The organism is Burkholderia sp. AU4i, assembly GCF_000466765.1.
In the GTDB taxonomy this organism is placed as follows: domain Bacteria; phylum Pseudomonadota; class Gammaproteobacteria; order Burkholderiales; family Burkholderiaceae; genus Burkholderia; species Burkholderia cepacia.
In genome coordinates this window covers 18,811-31,928 of the sequence record NZ_ASSI01000219.1, presented here as the reverse complement: position 1 = coordinate 31,928, position 13,118 = coordinate 18,811, and the positions used below count along the sequence as shown (strand labels likewise).

Here is a 13,118-nt window from a genome sequence, read left to right as displayed (position 1 = left end):
CAGTTCTGTGCGGACATCAACAACGTAGGCAATTACGGGCGCGACGAGTGTGTTTCCGAGCCGTTCCGCGATTCGCTGTGACAATACCTTAACGCGCATGTTGTGCTTGCCGAGCGCAACGTACGGTCCGCTTTGCTCGGTCCCGCCGATGGGGATGATGATCGTGGTCTTGCCAGCGTGGATTTGGTCGCGCACCTCAGTCCACGTCAGGTCTTCCAGTTGCACCGTCTTGGGCGTCTGCGCCATAACGGGATGAGCCATAGACAAAGCGACAATGGGGGCGAAAGCGAATTGAAGGATGAAACGCATACCGGGCCCACCAGACCAATCAGAGGAACATGACTCGCCAGTCTACGCGAACTTTCTACACATAGAACGGCCGTGCTCCACGTCGCGAAACATAATCGGTCCGTATTGTGAAATGATCCGTGAACCGAAAAAAACGCCCCGAGCATGACTGCTCGGGGCGTAAAAAGGGTGGGCCGCACGGTTAGCGCCACTCTCGCATAGGCGCTAGGGTGAGGACGGCGTGGGGTGGCCCACCCGCGTGGACGTTTGATATCAAGGGTTGGCGTAAAGCGAACGACCGTTGACAGTGAACAGATCGGGGCGTGAGCGTGTGCCGCTTTGTGTAGTGCCCGAGGCTTCCGCTCCATAGCTGTCCCGTGCGTATTCTCGGGACACGGCAGCACCGCTCACTTGCGTGTTGGTAACTGCATCGGTGCTCGTCGATTGCGGATACTTATGATCCGCATCGGCGAACGCAGGGCCAGCAAGCAGACTCGAGAGGAATGCGACGGTCACGGCGAAAAACGTTGCATGTTGCTTCATTTTCATCTCCTGGTCAATTAACCCAAACCGCTCGCGCAATTTGTGGCATATATGAGAGGCTGTGCGATCGCATTGGTTACAAGGATGCACGAGATTTCCCTTTAACAGCGTGGCAATAGCATTACATTTTTGTCACGTTCACGATGATATCGACTGCACGAAAAATTTTCCGAGGCGAAACAAAACTGCCAATTTTTACCATTGCCACGAATACACCTCAGATAGCGAAATGGTTTAATTCGATATTGCAGGGTAGATTTATCTTAGATGTTTCCGCGAATGTCAACGGTTAGACGGAGTTTCTCTCTTCACGCATTTTCCAATAGTGGGCGATGGTGGTGCACAGGCCGAATTCTTTGCTAAATCGTCCGAAAACGAGGAAGAATAAGGACTTCGATCAGTAGAGATGCGAGCATAATCTCGCTTGCTGCTGTATTTTCCCTCCGGCATTCCGTTCGCCAACGTCACCATCGAGATAACAAAGCCGGAAATAGTAACAATCGATTTGATAGCATTCATATCTCTTTCATGCGCAAATGATCAGGAGTTGCTTCATACTCAATTCGGGCAGCGAACGAGCAGCGTCATACGTTTGTCGAGACGCCCCCTGTCACCGCGGCGGACAGTTGCCGGTTTTGATATGAAGATTTTGGCATGGGTAGGACTTCGGCAGCTGAATTTTAGCGTTATTTTCGTTTTGGTCGAGCTGTCCGGATTCAGATGTTATGCTGGGCGCCGCACATGCGGTCACGATTAAAGGGATGCAACTCATCAGGAGCGAGCGTCTTACGCCAATGGTTTTCACATCTCCTCCCAACCCTGTTATTGGGCGTGGTTTTGGTCAATGGCGATTTATACGCTTCGAAATTCCGGATGCTTCAAACATCCAGCCTATCTGGCAATCAATAAATCGCCATCATTGCAAATGCCAGCAAATGCTGGCATCGGTACAGCCAATCTGTCGCGTCGAAACTGGCTGTCAGTTTACGGATGCGCGCCGCAACTGGTAAAGCTCGCGATTCCTCTGGATCGTGGCTTGGCTCGGCGGATAATCAGCCTTGCCACTCGGAATCAAACCATCCTTTTGTGCCTGAATCAGTTCGGCATAAACCTCTGCCCTGGTCTTTCCGCGCACCGGATTGCCAGATTGACTCATTGCAGCGCTCGAATATCCGACCCCACTATCCTGAGAGACACTCGAATCAGCAAGGGCCGGATAAATTGCGGCGAAGCTGGCGACAACAATCAAGACGCTTGCGACTTTCATACAATCCTCCATATCGGGAAACTACGAGTTAATATTACTCGCCGCACCCTGTCGAATCGGTGGCTCGTAGATTAAATTTCTGAAATCTACAAGTCATTGAATGGAGGTCGATAAAATTGATTGTCTTGCGGATTGGTTGGCGTCTGTGACGCCAACCAATCCGCAAACAAGGCTTGAACGGATGCGAAATAATACGGGATAGTTCGAATTTGCAGAGCGCGGGGAGAGATCCGCAATCGGCTTATTGCGGGCTTTGAATGCCGAGTATAGCGACCAGGACGAGGATGGCCGTCGCTGCGCCCGACTCAATCAGCAGGCTTTTGCGCAAGGCTACTACAGCACCGGCGTGGTCTCCCATCTGCATTTTCTGTTCGAGGCGTGGCGTCAAATGGAAGCGGTTTGCGCCAGCGAGCGCAAGCATCAACGCGAAGAATCCCAGTTTCGTAAGCAGGAGCTGCCCATACAGGGTCGTCGTCAGTCCGTCCAGAGTGACGCCGGAAATCATGCCGTAGTTGATCAATCCGGTTGCAGTGAGGGTTAAAACGATCATCGTTCCGATCGCAGCAAATCCCGCCAATGTCCTCTGCAGAAGCTCGACCTGTTGACTGGGTGATGCTTCGTTCACGCTAAGCAGCATTACAAATGCCGTCAAGGCACCGATCCATCCCCCTGCCGCTGCAAGATGTAGAATATCCGCCGACAGATGGAGCGCTCCTTTGCCGCCGCTGTCCATTGCGCCGTGACCACCCCAAGCTAAGGTTGCCAAAGCGACCAATCCGGCGCTCGCAATGAGCGCAAATCCGAGCGTCGGGCGTCGGGCCAAGAGTGGCATAGCCGCCAATGCGATACCTAGCGTGGCAAGTCGAAGGACCCATGCCGTACCCAATGCGGTGCCCGATACAATCATCTCGACAGCGTGCTGGCTCACGCTGAAATAGTCTTCTGCGCCCGTCATCATCTTCGCCAGAACGAGCATACTGAGCAAGGACATCGCGATCCCGATTACGGCCGATCCACCCAGGATGACAAAAAACTGTTTCGTGATCCGAGGCGATTGGCGCTCGTGGTGCCGCAAGGCATACAGACCAAAAAGCGGCAGACCGAAGAGCAGCATCAGGTCCATGTAAAGAATGAATCGAATTGCGATGTTTACCCAGTTGTCCATGGTGTTCACTTCACAATAAACGTGATCTTTCCGGTGATCGGATGCGTATCGGACGACACCGCACGCCAGTCGACTCGGTACGTACCCGTCGTCAGCACCTGCGAAGGGGTGATCACCATCGTCTTGGGATCGTCGCTTCCGGAAACCTTGGCAGCGACCTTCATCGGTGAGTGATCCGACATGCCGGGCATACTTGTCATGATCAGGCTGGCACCGGAAAACTGAGTCATCAGGTTCTCAGAGAAGTGCAGCTCGATCTTCTGCGGTGCAGGACCATCAGCGTTGTCCTGCGGTGTCGACGAAAGCAGCTTCGGGTGAGCAAATGCGGCTGTCGCGACGACGAGGGCGGCTGCAGCGATAAACGTTTTCGAAACCAAGTGTTGGAGCGACATGGCAAACTTCCTTGTCAAGTTGAAATTGAAAAATGTATCGTTGTCCTACGGTAAATCGATGCGTATAGATGCCGACGTTTCAGAACCACACGCGAACACCAGCCACGAACGACACCTCGTTGCGTCGCCCACCCTCGTGCTCAACAAAACGAGCGGTGTTGCCATATGAGCGGTCCCACGTAACGCCAATGTACGGTGCAAACTGGCGATCGACCTCATATCGCAAGCGCAGACCCAAGGAGCTATTGGCTAGGCCAGTTCCTTGCTCCCTTGACTCGTCATTCTTTCCATACAGATTGACTTCGAGAGATGGCTGCAGGATCAGTCGGTTCGTAATTAGAAAATCGTAGGTACCCTCAAGCCGCACCGACGTTTGACCACTTTGTCCTATGAACGCCGTGGCTTGTGTTTCGAAGTTGTAGAGCGCAAGACCTTGAAGCCCTACAGCCGCCCAAGTTTGCGATTTCCCCGGCTTGAAGTTATGACGAACACCGCCAACCACATCCCACCAAGGGGTGATCGAATGTCCCCAGAGCGCCTGAACCTCAGCATCTTCCAGACCTTTGTTCGTCCGCTTGCCTTCCGAGCGGAGCCAGAGGCGATCGATGTCCCCACCAATCCACCCGGTGCCATTCCAGTTCAGTACACCGCCATCGCTGCCGTTTTGCCATTCGAAGTTGTCGAGCAGGAACAGGTAGTTGATCTCCTTGTCGCCCATATCGTGCAGATGACCGCCCGAGAAGACCGCTTGGCGATCGTCGTCAGTCAATGGCGGCACCGGTGACGACACCTTCTTCGCAGAAGGTGCCATCGACTGAATCATCGACCCGCTATTTCCCGCCGGTTGATTCGATCCAGAAGGCGTAGCATCGGAAGCGGCCACCGCTGGAGCGGTCGCGATGGCAGTGAACATCATGCTCAACGCCGTGGCAGCTAATTTCCCATATTGCTTTTTTTCGAACATGAGAGTCCTCACTCCTCTACGGCTACTTCACGGAACATACCGGTCTCCATATGGAAGAGGAGGTGGCAATGATAAGCCCACCGACCAAGCGCGTCGGCGGTTACGCGATAACTTCGCTTCGATCCAGGCGCGATATCGATAGTGTGCTTGCGCACCATAAAACGCCCCTGATCGTCTTCGAGGTCGCTCCACATACCGTGCAGATGTATCGGATGCGTCATCATCGTATCGTTGACCAGCACGAACCGGACCCGCTCGCCATACTTAAGGCGGATGGGCTGCGAATCTCCAAACTTGACGCCATTGAACGACCAAACGAATTTTTCCATGTGGCCAGTCAAATGCAATTCGATCGTCCGTGTTGGTTCGCGTCCGTCCGGGTCCGGAAACGTGCTTTGTAGATCGGCGTAGGTCAGAACGCGCCGGCCATTGTTTCGCAATCCGATGCCGGGATCATTGAGCTTCGGGGTCGCGCTCATCGCTTGCGCATCAACAAGTGGATTGCCGTTTTCAGTTGCCGGATGGGATTGCATAGGCCCCATGCCTTGCATCGAACCGTGATTCATTCCGCTCATGCCTTGCATGGAGCCGTGATCCATGCCGGACATGTCACTCATGCCCTGCATCGAGTCGCCGCCCATGCTCGACATTCCGGTCATGCCTTGCGTTGACTCGTGGTCCATGTTAGACATGTCGCCCATATCCTTCATTGCACCGCCATCCATGCCCGACATGCCGCTCATGCCTTGCATCGAGTCGTCGCTCATGTTCGACATCCCGGTCATGCCTTGCATCGCGTCACCACTCATGCTCGACATTCCAGCCATGCCTTGCATCGCGTCACCGCTCATGCTCGACATTCCCTCCATGCCTTGCATCGAACCGTGATCCATACCGGCCATCGAACCATGGTCCATGCCCGCCATACCGCCCATGCCCATGTCGTCCATCGTCACTAACGGGCGAGGATCAAGCGCGGGCACGGGTGCCAAGAGCCCTTCGCGCACCGCCAACGTGGCCCTTGCATATCCGGTTCGGTCCATGGATTGAGCAAAGATGGTGTACGCTGGCTCCGTAGTCGGCTCGACAATGACGTCGTAAGTTTCGGCGACTGCGATCCGAAACTCGTCCACGCTGACTGGCTTGACCGGCTGTCCGTCAGCGGCGACCACAGTCATTCGAAGTCCGGGGATGCGGACATCGAAATAGGTCATCGCGGACGCGTTGATAAAGCGAAGACGCACGCGCTCGCCAGGACGGAAGATACCTGTCCAGTTTCCGTTCGGCGCAAGCCCATTAACGAGATAGGTGTAGGTGTAGGCGCTGACATCGCCGAGGTCGGTCGGACTCATCCGCATTTCCGCCCACATCTTTCGGTCAGCGAACGTCGCACGCAGCCCGTCCTTCTTCGCATCGCGGATGAAGTCCACAAACGTCCGTTGATGGAAGTTATAGTAATTCGACTGCTTCTTGAGCTTTGCCTTCACGCGTTTGGGATTCTCGTCCGTCCAGTCGGAAAGCATGACGACGTAGTCGCGATCGTACGTAAACGGCTCGGGATCCTTCGGGTCGATCACGAGTGGACCGTATACGCCAGTCTGCTCTTGCAAGGACGAGTGGCTGTGATACCAGTAAGTTCCGTGTTGTTTAACCTTAAAGCGATAAGTATACGTTTCGCCAGGGTCTATGCCGTTGAAACTCAGCCCTGGAACGCCATCCATGTTGGTGGGCAAGAGAATCCCGTGCCAGTGAATCGACGTTTGATCGGACATCCTATTCGCGACGCGTAACGTGACAACATCGCCTTCCTTCCACCGCAGCACCGGACCCGGCAAGGTCCCATTGATCATCGTGGCCGTCCGCGCCCGCCCGGTAATGTTGATCGGCGCTTCGCCAATAGACAGGTCGAAGTCGTTGCCCGCCAGAACCCGCGGTTGCCCCGGGCTCGACATTGCCCACACCTGGGGACGCCAAATGCCCAGGCCGCCGACCAGACCGGCTGCGCCCAAGCCTTTCACGAAGGTTCGTCTGCTGATATTCGATCGCATCTATCAGTATCCAGTTGATATTGGTTTAGAGGTTCACCACTTGGCAGCCACGGATCATAGATCAACAATTCGCAAGATCCGCTTTCGGCGTCGAAAACATGTCGGGCGTCCCTGCTGTGATGCCTCTCAACCATTGGCCCGTATTGTTCGATGGAACCTCTCCTCCGTGGTCATAACGGGCTCCCAGTGCCCCGCCCGGGCTCGAAAGCAGAAAATTGTCGCGCCACCGCGTGTTGACGCCCATCAAAACGTTACTCGGGAGACTAACTGCCCGACGGAGTCACGCACATTGCCGCCAGATGACCATTTTGTCATGAACGTAAGGTGTGGAATTTCCGCACGTTTGGCGATATCTTCTTGCGTCATCACGGGTCGGACGATCATCGAATACCCCCGGCCCCCGCGCAACCGACAAGACAGTTCATGACTATGCGTATCCTAATTGTCGAAGACGAAGAGAAGATGCTCTCCTACCTCCGAAAGGGTCTCTCAGAGGCAAGCTATGGCGTTTCGACGGCAACAAACGGAGAAGATGGTCTCTTCCTGGCAATGAACGAGCATTTTGACCTGGTCATCCTTGATATCATGCTCCCGCAAATGGACGGCCTCGAAGTGCTACGGCGGCTCAGGGAGACAAAGAAGACGCCCGTTCTCCTGCTGACCGCGCGAGATAGTATCGAAGACAAGGTTGAGGGACTCGAGCTAGGCGCGGACGATCATCTCGCAAAGCCGTTCGCCTACGCGGAGCTGCTGGCACGCATACGATCTTTGCTTCGCCGCACGCAACAAGAAGGGCGCGACGTTTTGCAGATCGCCGACCTTGAAATTGATATTATTAAACGACGTGTCCGCAGAGCTGGTTCTCGTATCGACCTCACGGCGCAGGAGTTTGCGCTACTCCAACTGCTGGCGGAAAGAGAGGGAGAAATCTTGACGCGCGCGTTCATTACGTCCCAAGTCTGGGATATGAATTTCGACAGCGATACAAATGTTGTCGACGTAGCTGTACGACGTTTGAGAGCAAAAGTCGATTGTTTCGAACCGAAGTTGCTCCATACCATTCGAGGAATGGGTTATGTCATGGAAGATCGGTCGAAATGAGACGTGCCGGCCGATATTCTCTGCTCAAGCGACTGACCGCGGCCTTTGCGCTCATTGCGGCATTGATATTCTTGATGCTCGGCGCATATCTGTATCATGCATTATCTACCCAACTCAGGCATCGAGACGACATCGAGATAGCAGGAAAATTAGACCAATTTACGAAGTTCGCGAGAGAATCTGGCTCACTCGACGGCGTAAGGGAAAATTCGCTGTTTTTCCATGAGACGCTTTTGTCTCATCCTGGACTATTTGTTGGCGTTTTTGACAATAATGGAATCCCACTGATTCAACATTCCGACATCACGTCGGCCAGCCTAAAAGCCAATCTAGTTGACGGCCAGCAACCAAATCGCCCATACGAATGCGCTCCGCCGGGAATCGGCTTTGCCGAATGTGTATATGGAACGGCACGACTGAGCTCAACTACTGTCACTGTGATCGTTGCAAGGAGCGCCGGCGACCGGCAATCTCTACTGCAAGATTATAGAATTGACGCGCTAATTGCATCGGCAGTTGGTGCACTAATGGTCGCCGTCTCCGGGTACATTGTCACACGCCGCGGGCTTAATCCAATCGAGCAAATCGGCCATCAGGCATCGAGCATCGAAGCTCACCGATTGAGCGATCGATTGAGCATCGACCGCGGCCCGGTCGAACTCGTCGAAATTTCGTCGTCAATAAACCGCATGCTTGACCGATTGGAGCGAGCCTTTACTCGCCTCTCTCAGTTTTCGTCCGATTTATCCCATGATATGCGAACTCCGCTGGCAAATATCATCAGTTCGTCTCAAATCACACTTTCACGACCGCGGCGAAGCGAAGAGTATGAGGTGTTAATTGAGTCAAATATTGAAGAATGCGAACGACTGCAGCGGATGATTGAGAATATGCTTTTTCTTGCTCGAACGGAAAATGCGACGCAGCACATCCATTTGAGCAACATCAAAACCGAGGACGAACTTCCCAAAATAATTTCATACTTTCAACACGCGGCGGATGAGAAAGATGTCGTGTTGCAAAATTTGGGATCAGCAACCATTTATGCGGATCCGATCCTGTTTCGTCGAGCCATGGGAAACCTGCTATCGAACGCAATCGAACACGCGTCATCGGACACAGCTATTTTGATAAAATCCTCCGAAACCTCGTCATCAACCTCGATTTCCGTCCAAAATACGGGGGGGGAAATCCCTCCGGAACATATTGATTTTGTCTTTGATCGTTTTTATCGAGTCGATCATGCAAGACACGGCTCAGCAAAAAATGCGGGACTTGGCCTTGCCATCGTAAAATCGATAATGGAGCTTCACAACGGAGACGCATCTGTAATCAGCAATAATGGAAAAACAATATTCACACTCCACTTTAAATCGCAAAATCCAGAGAAGTGATCCAATTTTCACTTATCCATAATGGCTTTTCTTGAAATTTATTTCGCGGCATCTGTTACAGCACATCTCAATTTCTCAATTGCCATTTTTTTACCTAAAGCGACTCTCTTAGCCATGCGACCTACAACCTCCATCCCGTTAAGATCAGGAAATTACCTGAGCTAAATCTTTAAACTGCGCAATCGCAGAGCGTTCGTGATTACCGAAGCAGAACTTAGACTCATCGCAAGTGCTGCGATCATTGGTGAAAGTAAAGTGCCCATAAAGGGATAAAAAATCCCGGCCGCCAAAGGCACGCCAAGTGCGTTGTAGACGAACGCAAATGCGAGATTTTGCTTCATGTTTTTGATGGTAGCTTCGGACAATACTCTGGCGCGAGCAATGCCGCGGAGATCTCCTTTAACCAGCGTAACCTGAGCGCTGCTCATCGCAACGTCCGTTCCGGTTCCCATCGCCACCCCGACGTCTGCTTTTGCCAACGCGGGAGCATCGTTGATGCCGTCGCCAGCCATCGCGACAATGCGTCCGTCATGCTGCAGGCGCGTCACCAGTTCGAGCTTATCAGCAGGCGTGACCTCGCCGTGGTACTCGTCAATTCCGAGTTGTTCGGCAACGGTTCTGGCCGTGAGGATTCCGTCGCCCGTCGCCATGACGACACGGATGCCGTCGGCCTTGAGGGTTGCGAGCGCTTCCCGGGTGGTTATCTTGATAGGGTCAGCAACCGCAAGGAGTCCAGCAAGCTGGTCGTCGATAGCAAGATACATAACACTCCCACCCTGGGCGCGTAGCTGATCCGCTTGGCTGGCGATCGGCCGCACGGGAATGGACTCGCTCTGCATCAATGCCGAATTGCCTAACACAAGCCATCGCGCACCAACGCGTCCTCTAACTCCCATGCCAGTCGACGATTCGAAGTCTTCGGCTCGATCCAAAGAAAGACCTCTCTCTCGAGCCGCCGCCACTATCGCGGCCGCAAGTGGATGTTCACTTCCTTGGTCAAGGCTTGCGGCGAATCGCAAGACGTCGTCGTCCGTATGCCCGTTTATGCCGATAGCACGGTTGAATGCAGGGCGTCCCTCGGTCAATGTGCCAGTCTTGTCGACGATCAGCACGTCGACTTTGCGCATATTCTCGATCGCTGTCGCATCCCGGAAGAGCACACCGGTCGACGCACCTTTACCGCTGGCCACCATGATCGACATCGGTGTCGCCAGCCCCAACGCGCAGGGGCACGCGATGATGAGCACCGCGACGGCGTTGACAAGACCGAATACCCAACCGGGTGCCGGTCCAAATAGGCCCCATGCAACGAATGTCACTAGTGCGACAACAACTACAACAACTACAAAAGCGCCAGCAACTTTATCGGCCATGCGCTGCATGGGGGCTCGAGACCGCTGCGCCTGGGCAACCATCTGGACGATTTGCGATAGGACGGTCTGCGAGCCTACCCTTTCCGATCGGATGACCAGACTGCCGGAGCTATTCATGGTGGCACCAATAACGTGATCGCCGACGCGCTTGGTAGCTGGAATAGGCTCCCCCGTGATCATCGACTCATCGACTGAACTCGAACCTTCGACCACCACACCATCTACTGGCACTTTCTCACCGGGACGAATCCGGAGCAGGTCGCCCACATGCACATGCGTCAGCGGCACATCATCTTCCGTGCCATCGGCATCGATGCGCCGCGCCGTCTTAGGCGCCAAACCGAGTAACGCTTTGATCGCCGCCGATGTCTGCGCACGCGCGCTCAGCTCGAGCATCTGACCGAGGAGCGTCAGCGAAATTATGACCGCCGAAGCTTCGAAGTAAACCTCTAACCTGCCGTGAACCGTAAGTGTTTCCGGGAAGGCATTAGGGAACACTGTGGCGACTACACTATAAAGATAGGCAGCAGCGGTCCCAAGGCCGATAAGCGTCCACATGTTCGGACTACGATTGACGAGTGACTGGAGACACCGCTCAAAAAATGGGAGTCCCGCCCACAACACTACTGGTGTCGACAACACGAACTCAACCCACGATTGAGTTGTGGCTGACATCCAGACGAACTGATGGCCAAACATCGCGAGTATGAAAACAACGAGCGTCAACGGAACGGTCAACCAGAATCTCCGCCGGAAGTCGGTTCGCTCCGGATTTTCGCCTTCCTCAGTAGTCGGGAGGACTAGCTCAAGCGTCATGCCGCACTTCGGGCATTGCCCCGGGCGATCCTGACGGATTTCGGGATGCATCGGGCATGTGTAGAGCTTTCCGTTCATATCTTGAGGCGCCTCGGAATTTGACGTGTGGAGATATGTTGCCGGCTCGGATCGGAATTTCGCCAGACAGGTCTTGCTGCAAAAGTCGTAGCGACGGCCTTCATACTCATCGTGAAAGCGAGAATCTTCTGTGAGCGCCATCCCGCACACCGGGTCGAGGAGCGCGTTGCCCTTATTCGAGCGGGATTCGTCGCTATGCCCATGGTGATCCACATGGGAGTCGTGCGGCCTGCCCACGGCATCATGATCGGTGATGTCCTTGTCAACAGGCTGATGCGAGCTTGATGTCCGTTTGTGAGACGACTTGATCCCGGTAGGCTGCCCCGCCATCGTGACGCTCCTTTTTTCGATTGCACCCTTTTCTTAGACGATAGATGTTCTGTCAGATTAGAACAACAGTCCGAGAGCCCCTTTTATGCGCACAATCGCGCCGGGTAGAGCCATCGGTTTTGGTGGGCAGGACCTTAGTGGATCGGTCGCAAGGTGATTCCATGCGATTATTCTAGCCCGATGCGCAGTGGAAGTTAATGCTGCAGCCGAGCAAAATGACAACTTTGTAATTTCCTCGCCATCCAGCTGTCGCCACGGGTTCACCATGCTTATGCACTCATGTCACGCAGAAGCCTATGAATCAGCTAGCTACAATGCGAATGTTTGCACGAGTTGCCGAAACCCTCAGCTTTGGCACTGCGGCGCGACAATTGGGGATTTCCAGTGCCATGGTGACCAGGGGGGTGGCTGCCCTGGAGGCGCACCTGGAAGTGCGCTTGTTGAATCGAACCACGCGACATGTTTCGCTGACAGACGCGGGATATGCATATTGGCAAGGCTGCAAGGAAATATTGCACAGCTTGGATCACCTTGAGTCCACAGTCATGTCCGACGCACGTGAAACATCCGGGACCTTGAAAATTCTAGCGCCGGAAGCATTTGTGGCAAGCGACCTTGCCAATCTCATTGCGGCCTTCAATGCTATCGAGCCTCGTGTCAGCTTCGAAGTGGAGCTGGTTGAACGTATACCAGAAGTGATTACAAACGACTTCGACATCTGGTTTACAATCGACGCACAACTCAAGGATTCCTCTCTTATTTACCGAGCGCTCTCTCCTGTGTGTGACGTGGTGGTCGCATCCCCGACGTATCTGCAACAACACGGTACCCCCCAAAATCCGAACGATCTCGAGTCCCATCAAATACTCGTTGCCACAAACAGTGCCGATCGCTTCTGGGAATTTCAATTCGACGCCACCCAATATCGCCCCGCGCTTCGCTCTGCGTTGAGCGCGGCGAGCACGGTAATGGTCCGGCACGCTGCAGTTGCCGGTCTCGGCATAGCACGGCTTCCCGACTCGCTTGTCCGCGACGAACTCGAATCAGGAGCCCTGGAAAGACTTTTGCCGCAGTTTCAGGTCATCGCCGGCCACCGAAAGCTGCAAATGCTGTATGCGAGCAACAAGTATATGACCCGCAGCGTTCGTAGATTCATCGACTTTGTGACGCAATACCTTCGCGACAACACAGGTCATGCTCAAAATCGCCCCTTCAGCAACGGCAATGTCGGGCAACTACAACACAATTTTGTCACGACAGTATTTCAGAAACAGTAATTTTTTGCGGTCTTATTCTCCAAAACCTGATGAGGCGAAGGTACCTCGCAGGTGACACCGAACGTATATATTTTTCTACGCA

At 53.9% G+C, this 13,118-nt stretch carries 12 protein-coding genes; 3 read left to right on the top strand and 9 right to left on the bottom strand.

Going from position 1 to position 13,118, the window contains the following annotated elements; all coding sequences use genetic code 11:
* From L810_RS37210 to L810_RS37190, 8 genes are all read right to left on the bottom strand, one after another.
* Positions 1-309, bottom strand: a 309-nt coding sequence (locus L810_RS37210; RefSeq protein WP_042977810.1) for a creatininase family protein, incomplete at its 3' end; no start/stop codon positions are given.
* A gap of 252 nt (positions 310-561) precedes the next feature.
* A complete protein-coding gene (locus tag L810_RS47790; RefSeq protein WP_155836454.1) occupies positions 562-831 on the bottom strand; it encodes a hypothetical protein in 270 nt (89 codons plus the stop codon).
* Positions 832-1,113: 282 nt separating this feature from the next.
* Complete coding sequence (locus L810_RS47785) at positions 1,114-1,350, bottom strand: hypothetical protein (RefSeq protein ID WP_155836452.1); 237 nt, start codon at positions 1,348-1,350, stop codon at positions 1,114-1,116.
* Between the two features lie 460 nt (positions 1,351-1,810).
* Complete coding sequence (locus L810_RS46400; protein ID WP_179945693.1) at positions 1,811-2,098, bottom strand: DUF4148 domain-containing protein; 288 nt, start codon at positions 2,096-2,098, stop codon at positions 1,811-1,813.
* 241 nt (positions 2,099-2,339) lie between these two features.
* Positions 2,340-3,263: a copper homeostasis membrane protein CopD gene (gene copD / locus L810_RS37205; RefSeq protein WP_042977818.1), complete on the bottom strand. Its 924-nt coding sequence runs from the start codon at positions 3,261-3,263 to the stop codon at positions 2,340-2,342.
* A gap of 5 nt (positions 3,264-3,268) precedes the next feature.
* Positions 3,269-3,655, bottom strand: a complete 387-nt coding sequence (gene copC, locus L810_RS37200) for a copper homeostasis periplasmic binding protein CopC (protein WP_021163315.1) — start codon at positions 3,653-3,655, stop codon at positions 3,269-3,271.
* Positions 3,656-3,734: 79 nt separating this feature from the next.
* A complete protein-coding gene (locus tag L810_RS37195) occupies positions 3,735-4,619 on the bottom strand; it encodes a copper resistance protein B (RefSeq protein ID WP_042977807.1) in 885 nt (294 codons plus the stop codon).
* Between the two features lie 8 nt (positions 4,620-4,627).
* A complete protein-coding gene (locus L810_RS37190; RefSeq protein ID WP_021163313.1) occupies positions 4,628-6,667 on the bottom strand; it encodes a copper resistance system multicopper oxidase in 2,040 nt (679 codons plus the stop codon).
* A gap of 429 nt (positions 6,668-7,096) precedes the next feature.
* On the opposite strand from L810_RS37190, the gene L810_RS37185 reads away from it, so the two are divergent.
* Together L810_RS37185 and L810_RS46395 are read left to right on the top strand one after the other, a co-directional pair.
* Positions 7,097-7,768 carry a heavy metal response regulator transcription factor gene (locus L810_RS37185; protein ID WP_042977806.1) on the top strand — a complete coding sequence of 224 codons (672 nt, stop codon included), beginning with the start codon at positions 7,097-7,099 and terminating at the stop codon, positions 7,766-7,768.
* The gene (locus tag L810_RS46395) at positions 7,765-9,162 is read left to right on the top strand and encodes a heavy metal sensor histidine kinase (protein WP_021163312.1); all 1,398 of its coding nucleotides are present in this window, start codon (positions 7,765-7,767) and stop codon (positions 9,160-9,162) included. Before L810_RS37185 ends, L810_RS46395 begins: the two co-directional genes overlap by 4 nt.
* A gap of 161 nt (positions 9,163-9,323) precedes the next feature.
* Here L810_RS46395 and L810_RS37180 read toward each other — a convergent pair whose 3' ends face one another.
* Positions 9,324-11,759 carry a heavy metal translocating P-type ATPase gene (locus L810_RS37180; protein ID WP_021163311.1) on the bottom strand — a complete coding sequence of 812 codons (2,436 nt, stop codon included), beginning with the start codon at positions 11,757-11,759 and terminating at the stop codon, positions 9,324-9,326.
* A 296-nt stretch (positions 11,760-12,055) separates the two neighbouring features.
* Here L810_RS37180 and L810_RS37175 point away from each other — a divergent pair, with 296 nt between their 5' ends.
* Complete coding sequence (locus L810_RS37175) at positions 12,056-13,036, top strand: LysR family transcriptional regulator (RefSeq protein WP_042977804.1); 981 nt, start codon at positions 12,056-12,058, stop codon at positions 13,034-13,036.
* Positions 13,037-13,118 lie beyond the last annotated feature (82 nt).